The 232-nt window shown below is 70.3% G+C and carries 1 pseudogene; it reads right to left on the bottom strand.

Annotation, left to right across the window (positions count from 1 at the left end):
* Positions 1 to 232, bottom strand: a pseudogene (locus KVT37_RS33140) (nitrate transporter); the annotation flags it as partial.

The raw sequence follows: 232 nt of genomic DNA, 5'->3' as shown, positions 1-232 counted from the left end.
GGCTCCTCCAGGGAAAGTTGGCCCCCTTGTCGAAGGGCAAGAAGAAATCCCCGACGCTCCGCCCCCCCCCGCCGCCCAGTTGAAGGCGTCCGGTGAGCGCCGGCATTTGGATCGCCCCCGGCTGACCGAGAAAACCGGGCCTTGCCACCAGCGCGGCCAGCTCGCCGCGGATCGCCGGATCCTGGCACCAGCGTGCGGAATGATAGAGCGCCCTCAGCAGCGCCGCCAGCGC

The organism is Mesorhizobium sp. GbtcB19 (assembly GCF_019091085.1).
In the GTDB taxonomy this organism is placed as follows: domain Bacteria; phylum Pseudomonadota; class Alphaproteobacteria; order Rhizobiales; family Rhizobiaceae; genus Mesorhizobium.
The sequence above is the reverse complement of the archived record's forward strand: the minus strand, read 5'-3'. Positions and strand labels throughout refer to the sequence as shown.